10 protein-coding genes and 1 pseudogene are annotated in these 7,044 nt (G+C 59.7%); 4 read left to right on the top strand and 7 right to left on the bottom strand.

Annotation, left to right across the window (positions count from 1 at the left end):
- From SPHV1_RS25255 to SPHV1_RS23935, 3 genes and pseudogenes are all read right to left on the bottom strand, one after another.
- Positions 1–169 (bottom strand): annotated as a pseudogene (locus SPHV1_RS25255) (IS66 family transposase); the annotation flags it as partial.
- 41 nt (positions 170–210) lie between these two features.
- Complete coding sequence (gene tnpB / locus SPHV1_RS23930) at positions 211–564, bottom strand: IS66 family insertion sequence element accessory protein TnpB (protein ID WP_054948496.1); 354 nt, start codon at positions 562–564, stop codon at positions 211–213.
- A complete protein-coding gene (locus SPHV1_RS23935) occupies positions 548–1,000 on the bottom strand; it encodes a transposase (RefSeq protein ID WP_054948497.1) in 453 nt (150 codons plus the stop codon). Before SPHV1_RS23935 ends, tnpB begins: the two co-directional genes overlap by 17 nt.
- A 162-nt stretch (positions 1,001–1,162) precedes the next feature.
- Between SPHV1_RS23935 and SPHV1_RS24710 the strand changes: the two genes are divergently transcribed.
- Together SPHV1_RS24710 and SPHV1_RS23940 are read left to right on the top strand one after the other, a co-directional pair.
- Positions 1,163–1,375, top strand: a complete 213-nt coding sequence (locus SPHV1_RS24710; RefSeq protein ID WP_255352317.1) for a DUF4160 domain-containing protein — start codon at positions 1,163–1,165, stop codon at positions 1,373–1,375.
- Positions 1,368–1,709 (top strand): DUF2442 domain-containing protein, encoded by a 342-nt coding sequence (locus SPHV1_RS23940; protein WP_231634848.1) that lies wholly within the window; start codon positions 1,368–1,370, stop codon positions 1,707–1,709. Before SPHV1_RS24710 ends, SPHV1_RS23940 begins: the two co-directional genes overlap by 8 nt.
- Positions 1,710–2,135: 426 nt before the next feature.
- Here the strand turns inward: SPHV1_RS23940 and SPHV1_RS25595 are convergent, their stop codons facing one another.
- The 3 genes from SPHV1_RS25595 to SPHV1_RS23950 all read right to left on the bottom strand — a co-directional run bounded on the left by SPHV1_RS25595 (position 2,136) and on the right by SPHV1_RS23950 (position 4,081).
- Positions 2,136–2,294, bottom strand: coding sequence for a DUF6771 family protein (locus tag SPHV1_RS25595; RefSeq protein ID WP_197277808.1), 159 nt, complete (start codon positions 2,292–2,294; stop codon positions 2,136–2,138).
- 75 nt (positions 2,295–2,369) lie between these two features.
- Positions 2,370–2,873 (bottom strand): hypothetical protein, encoded by a 504-nt coding sequence (locus SPHV1_RS23945; RefSeq protein WP_054948498.1) that lies wholly within the window; start codon positions 2,871–2,873, stop codon positions 2,370–2,372.
- 440 nt (positions 2,874–3,313) lie between these two features.
- Positions 3,314–4,081 carry a thioesterase family protein gene (locus SPHV1_RS23950; RefSeq protein ID WP_054948499.1) on the bottom strand — a complete coding sequence of 256 codons (768 nt, stop codon included), beginning with the start codon at positions 4,079–4,081 and terminating at the stop codon, positions 3,314–3,316.
- Positions 4,082–4,493: 412 nt separating this feature from the next.
- On the opposite strand from SPHV1_RS23950, the gene SPHV1_RS25940 reads away from it, so the two are divergent.
- A complete protein-coding gene (locus SPHV1_RS25940) occupies positions 4,494–4,580 on the top strand; it encodes an excalibur calcium-binding domain-containing protein (RefSeq protein ID WP_231634849.1) in 87 nt (28 codons plus the stop codon).
- A gap of 158 nt (positions 4,581–4,738) precedes the next feature.
- Positions 4,739–6,391, top strand: a complete 1,653-nt coding sequence (locus SPHV1_RS23955; RefSeq protein ID WP_054948500.1) for an FAD-binding protein — start codon at positions 4,739–4,741, stop codon at positions 6,389–6,391.
- Between the two features lie 191 nt (positions 6,392–6,582).
- Here the strand turns inward: SPHV1_RS23955 and SPHV1_RS26030 are convergent, their stop codons facing one another.
- On the bottom strand, positions 6,583–6,705 hold the full coding sequence (locus tag SPHV1_RS26030) for a hypothetical protein (RefSeq protein ID WP_255352316.1): 123 nt from the start codon (positions 6,703–6,705) through the stop codon (positions 6,583–6,585).
- Positions 6,706–7,044 lie beyond the last annotated feature (339 nt).

The raw sequence follows: 7,044 nt of genomic DNA on the forward strand, positions 1-7,044 counted from the left end.
TAACAATCGGGCCGTTACGGTGCAACCGCGCCAGCGCCAGTTCCTCCTCAAGCTTCAGGATGCGCCGGGCAAGGGCGTCTCTCTCGGCCTGCAATGTCTCGACCTCGGCGGCTTTCGTCGCCAGAAGCGCCATCAATTCTTCAATAGTGGGGGCGCCGGTTCGATCCATTACAGTCTTGAATCGGAAGGCCCCTCCTGCGTCAACAGCCTTCAGCCGACAAACTGATATTGCCGCACCGGATGAGGGACCATCGCGTCAATATCGATCCCGTCGAGCAGCCATCGCAATTGCTCCGCGGTGAGCGCCACCACCGTTTCCGCCCGCCGGGGCCATCGGAACTTGTCCTCCGTCAACGCCTTGAGCACCAACACAAAGCCCGACCGGTCAAAGAACAGCAGCTTCATCCGGGTCCGGCGCCGGTTGCAAAAGGCAAACGCCGCGCGCTCGAACGGATTGAGGCCCATCGACTGCTCGACCAGGATCGCAAGGCTGTTGATCCCACAACGGGAATCGATCGGATCCCGGTGGAGATAGACGCGCAGATCTTCAGCGAGCCGGAACATTGCAATGCCCCAGCGCATCGATCATCACCACCAGGAACTGCGCGTCACACCCCTCCAGCGTCAGCGATACACCATTTGGCAGCGACGCTTGCAGCCGCGCTGACGGTACCAATCCCGCAGGCCGGCTCGCGATCCCACCAGTGTGTTGCACCGCGCGCGCCGGGGACGTCTCCACCCGGATAAACGCCGACGGATCCGGCAACTGCCCCGCGCTCCGCTGCTCGTTCGTACTCTGCCGCTGCTGATAGTTCCTGACCCATTTGCGCAGTTGGTTGGCGTTGACGCCATGCTCCAGCGCAAGCCTCGCCAACGATATGCCCGGCTCGAGGCACGCCTCAACCAACCGTGCCTTCCCCGCCGGATCATAATAGCGCCGGCCGTTACTCGTCACCCTTACAACCTTGAGTCCATAGGAGCCCATCGGCGCCATCTCCATGTGTCCACCTCATCCTTTGCGGACACATCTTTCACACCACGTCAGCCAACCGAACAGGTGCGCGGAATTTCGCGCTTACGAAACACTGATCTCCTAGCTAATTTAAAAACCCATCACGATAGGTTATTTGTAGGAATGGCTTTCGTCTATTGAGCCCATGGCCTGCGCTATGTCATCTTTGTGGATGACCATGAACCGGCACATGTCCATGAGTTCGGTGACGGCGAAGCCAAAACCAATCTCAGAGGTTCAGAAGCTAAACCTGAATTGCTCTCGGCTGCTGGCATGACGCGCACCGACATTCGTCACGCCATGCGGACCGTCAAAGCGCAGCAAGCAATGCTGCCGGAGCGATGGAATGAGATCCATGAATAGCATTACCGATGCCCAAATTGATGCTGCGATCGAGCGCAGCAAGATCGCTGTCGAGACAGAGCCACGCGCGGCTTCGGCTCGCTACGATCGTCAGCTTGATCGTGTGATCGTCGATTCGACCAATGGCTGCACCTTCGCATTTCCGCCTCGAATTACGCAGGGATTGGAAACAGCAACCGCAGATCAGCTTGCCGAAGTCGAAATCCTTGGTCTTGGTTATGGCCTACATTGGGAAGCTCTGGATGTGGACTTCTCTCCCTGGCTTAATGGCAGGGATCCTGGGCACCCAAGCTTACATGGCTCGCCGTGCCGGACAGGGAACATCCGCGGCTAAGGCCGCTGCCGCACGAGCTAATGGCGCCAAGGGCGGCCGCCCTCGCAAAACAACACGCACATAAGAAACAGCAAATGACTGTAAGGCAAACATGCACACAATTCTGAGCACCGCGCAGGTCGATCAGATCGACCGCCAGCTTGACCTGTGATGACCTGGATAACGGTTCGACGTGCATCGACATCCCTGATCTTGGCCGCGGCCTCCAGGTCCAGCGCCTTGCGGGGAGGCAATCAACTCCAGACCGGGATCGGTAGCTCAGACCTGCGAGACATTGTGGTCCGGGAAAGCAATACCGCAGCATCGCGAGCGGAACAACACTGCGGCGGCAGATCATGCTTGCTGGGTAGGTGCCGCGCAACAGCTCCTGGAAGTCATATCGGCCCCCTGCCCTCTGCTCCGCCCGGGAAACGGCGCACGACGTTGCTATTGCGGTCTATTGTTCGCAATGGCGTCGGCGATCATCGCCGCCAGGGCCTCTTCGGCGCGCTCGCGCGCCAAAGCATCACTGCCAGCAAGGTCCTTGCGGATCCACTCGGGCGCCCGCTCGACGACATTGAGAATAATCTCGCTGAGTTGCTTCATGACCGGAGCCATTGCAGGTCATGGCCAAGCACTCAAGCAGAAACACCGTAGCCGGGATGAGTCCCTACCCTCCCATCAAACCAACATGTCTCGTCGGCGCAGCGCGGCCGACACATCAGCATCGAGGACGCATACGAGGTTGCGCGAGCCGCCGCGATTGGCGTGATTGGTGCGGTAGCCCTCATAGTAGCGCACCACGTACCCTGCCCGCTCAAGTTCGGTTACCACTCGGCTGAAGTTGTCGGCACCCGTTGCGCGCACATGTTCCTCGACCGCGGCATCGATGATCCTTTGCGCTTCGAACAGGTCATCAGGCAGCTTGTCGGCCAGCTCCTCGCGCAGGCGCTGCTCGATCTTCTTGCGGCGCTGGCTACGACCCGAAAGCCTGGAGAGGCGCTTTCCCACCCAGGCGCGCAGCGGCAGAACCTCGGTATCGTCCTTGATAAAAGGCCCTACCTTCGAGCCGGGACCTGCCTGCTCTGCCAGCAGGTTGAGAACAGCGAAGGCATAGCGCGGACGACTGGACACTTCGGACAGGCGGTCAAGGATCTGCCCGACATTGGTTGCGGTCTTGCCCATCGGTAGTGGCTCCATCTGATCCTTGTTCGTTCCTGCTTTGTCTATGCCAGAATCTTGCGAATCTGGCTAGAGCCATCGCACAAAGACTCAATGAATCCATAATTTTACGGGCCATATCTGTCATTCCGACAGTTTGCCCGGAGCGGATCCGGACCTGGCCGGTGTTCCCGTAATGTCCGACACATGTCTGAGGCGCGCTGCAAGCCATTGAAAAAGAATCTGTTCTCAAGCAGGGCAGCGCTGCCGCCTCGGGCAAACTGTCATTGCGACAGCAACTGCATCCGGTGGCGTTGTCGCAAGACAGCCGGGCGAGGCTGGTGAATGCGGAGCTGGCTCGCCATCTCCCGGACTTCCCCCGCGCACGGCAATCAATGATACTTGCAGTGACATCTGTTTGACCGGCGTGGCCAAACCTTCGGCGCGGTCGCCTTAGCCGGAGATCACTGCCGTATCGTAAGACACTGCGACACTGTGCCTAGGGGACCACGCCTGTCATGGATTGCACTGTGCGTAAGCCCAATCCCGCTTTCGCCAAACGAGACCATGGTATCAAAACCCAGCCATTCTCCTTCCGGCTCACGAAAGAGATGAACGGTGAGGTCGACATTAGGGAAGCTTACCCTCTCAATTTCCACCCTGGGCGCAAGCCCATTGGCGATATCGATCAGACCGAGGGCCCGCGCCGTCTGGCTGGCGTGCTCATCACAAATCAGCATCGCATCGCTCCGAATCCAGGTGACCGCACGGCCATTTTCCAACAAGGATCTGCGCGCTTCGACGGAGCGGACGAAGCCGCCCGGCCAGATCATTTCGGGCCGCCACTCCTCGAGTGCTTCGGGCCCTGGAACAGCAGGCAGCGCGGTTCCCGATATTGCGTCGGTATCGAATTTCTGGAGGAGCCAGGCCCGCGCGGCAACAACAATTCGCCCAGCATGCGACAAGCGCGCCTCGACCAGCTCTATTGTCCGTCCCGGACGGATCACCGAAACTTCGATTTCCACCACACCTATCGGCATGGTCCCGAGGATGTCGTACGATACCCGCGCGATTGTGAGTGGCACTTCTCGATATGTGCGATGGTGTGCCTCGATCATGTGTGCAAGCAAGCCCAGCGCCGGCGCAATATGCTGCTCTGATGGATCCCAGGCACCGCCAACATGCTCGGAGGCACGGAAGCTCGTTGGACCCAGTCGCTCGAAAAAGTACATGCGGACGCTTTATCAAGCTGTCCCCCAGGATCAAATTACCAAGGCAAGATACGCCCTGTGCCGGCAACGCGACGTCGACCGTTGCCGGCGAATTGTCGCGACCTGCACAGTCAATGGCCTCGACCTGGGGCAGGCAATGGTTAAGGCAGGGCTTGCCGTTGCGCTGCCCCAGTTCAGTCAGGCCTATGTCGAGGCAGAAGCTCGCGTGCGAGGACTGGATCTCGGTAACTGGGGTTCGCAGTTCGACGTGTCATCCGACTATCGCGCTGTACACCCCCACCTTGACCCTCCGCCGGTGACTCGGCACCCTCCCCCGCGCCAGATGCCTGAATGTCCGGTTGGCACACGCCGTCAATCAGAATGCATGTTCTATCGCAACTGTGCCGCCGCATAGGCGGCAGGAGCAGCACCCATCTGCCATGGACAGCCCGGATATCGTCCCGAAATGGACGGAGATGGTGATGGAGTTGCCTGCAAACCCTATCGACGCCGCCGATAACGCCTCTGTTTCAATGCCGGATCAATCCTGATTGGTCCTATGACATTGTGGAGTGGCGTCCTGGACTCTCCCATTTATGACATTTGTCAGATAAAATGCGGGAAACTGGCCTAGCCTCAGAATGTTCCTGCAAGGCGGACACGCACGGGAGTCAGATAGTGGCTGAAAATTGCAATTGGGACCTCGAGGCTGATGTTGTCGTTCTGGGATCAGGCGGCGCGGCGATGACGGCCGCAATTGCGGCCCATGATTTCGGAGCCAAGGATGTGGTCATTCTGGAAAAGTCCGGAATGGTCGGCGGGACGACCGCCATGTCCGGCGGCATGCTCTGGATTCCGGGCAACCATCATCAGGTCGAAGCCGGCATAGAGGAGAACGATGAAGACATCGTCGCTTATCTCGACGCAATGGCACCGGGCCAGCTCGATGCCGACACGCTGATGGCGTTCATGGAAAGTGGCCCGGAGATGATCCGCTATTTCGCGGACAAGACCCCCGTCCGGTTCCATGCATTCGCCGATTTCCCCGACTATCAGCCATACCTGCCGGGTGCGAAACCTGACGGAGGACGCTCGCTGGACAACGATGCCTTCTCATTCGAGCGGCTCGGCAAGTGGGCAGCCCGCGTCAATCCCACCAAGATGGCCTATCCCGTGCGAGGCAGCCTGATGGAGGCAATCACCGGCTCACTCGACGACGCCACACTCGCCGAGCGTGAAGCGAGGGACTACCGCGGGCTGGGCCAGGCATTGGCCGGATCGCTGTATCTCGCCGTGATTGAGCGCGGCATTCCCGTCGAGTTCGAGAAGCGCGCCCGCAAGCTGATCAAGGATGGGAACAGGGTTACCGGCGTGATCGCAGAGGACGCCAACGGCAAGGACTTCCGCGTGCGCGCCCGCCGCGGTGTGGTCATCGCAACGGGCGGCTTCGAGTGGAACGAGAAATTGGTCCAAACCTTCCTGCGGGGCCCGTTGACAGGCCCTGTCAGTGTGCCGGAGAACGAGGGCGACGGCCTGCTTATGGCAATCGACGCCGGTGCCCAGCTGGGCAACATGCAGCACGCCTTCTGGCAGCAAAGCGTGCTTGAATTCAAACCGCAGCACCGCAATGCCAAGCCCAACTATCTGCTCGGCTCTGATGAACGGGCGCGCCCCGGCGCCATCCTCGTCAACAAGTACGGCAAGCGCTTCGTCAACGAAGCGGCGAATTACAATGCCATGGGCAAGGCCTTGCATGCCTTCGATGCGGGCAGGCACGAGTACGCCAATCTGCCCTACTGGCTGATCATCGATCAGCGTTACAAGGACAAGTACCCGACCTTCGGGGCCATGCCAGGTGCTCCCTTACCATCTTTCATGATGAAGGCGGACACGCTGGAACAACTCGCTGAGATGGCAGGTATTGACGTCGAAGGTCTGAGCGCCACCGTGGACCGCTTCAATGAGATGGTCCGCAAGGGCAAGGACGAGGACTTCCATCGAGGAGAGAACACTTACGATAATTACTACATGTGGGGAGACATGGATTTCGAGCCGCCCTTCCGCACGCTGGGATTCATCGACCAAGGGCCGTTCTACGCGGTAAAAATGGAAGCGGGCGCCCTTGGCACAGCCGGCGGCCCCAAAACGAACGAGAACGCGCAAGTTGTCGACTGGGACGGCAATCCGATCCAGGGCCTCTATGCTGCGGGCAACGCAATGGCCGCAGTATTGGGCGAAGGGTATGGCGGCGCTGGCGGCACGCTCGGGCCCGGTATGACCTTCGGTTACATCGCCGGACGCCACTTGGGCCAACACCTTCCCGACACCTGACCTGCACGACACACGGCATCGCCCGCTGGGCTCCCCAGGATCTTCCATTCCGGCCACCTGGAGTGTCGTCGAGCGAAATCGCGCACAGACGACACTCCAGGCGGCTGCGGCTCATTAGCAAAAATTTCACTGCCATGATGGCAATCGCCCAGCGCATTTGAGCTCGCCGAAACAATGCTCCCGCCCAGGTCCTACAGGAGGTGTCCAGGATGGCAATCGTGGTCGGCACGGATCAACGGCGTACACAGGTGATAGCCATTGCCTTCGATCTGGTAGCCGACAACGGGATCGACGCCCTGACCTTCCGTCGTCATGCCATCAGGAAGGCAGTTAGTCGCATGCCTCGGCCAGCCAGACGACAAAGTGCGCAGCAGCCATGGGACTGCAATCGACCAGGCATAATCGTACCTTGCTCGCGACATGGGAGCGAAGACTCGTGGGACCTACGATGACCGATCACAGGCACACGTTGGCATTACCTGGACAGCTTGAAGGCGGGTCCGGACGCCCCTGCCCGATCATCGTCTCGCGATTGTCAGCGTTGGATTGCAAGCTGCAATGCGAAGTGCATCAGCTGGCTTCGGGGGAATGTCTACAGCTTTGGCTGGGAGCTGTCGGACCGCTTCGTGGTCGCTTGAGCCCATTTTCTCGAA

Origin of the sequence: Novosphingobium sp. KN65.2 (assembly GCF_001368935.1) — a bacterium.
GTDB classification, from domain to species: Bacteria; Pseudomonadota; Alphaproteobacteria; order Sphingomonadales; family Sphingomonadaceae; genus Novosphingobium; species Novosphingobium mathurense.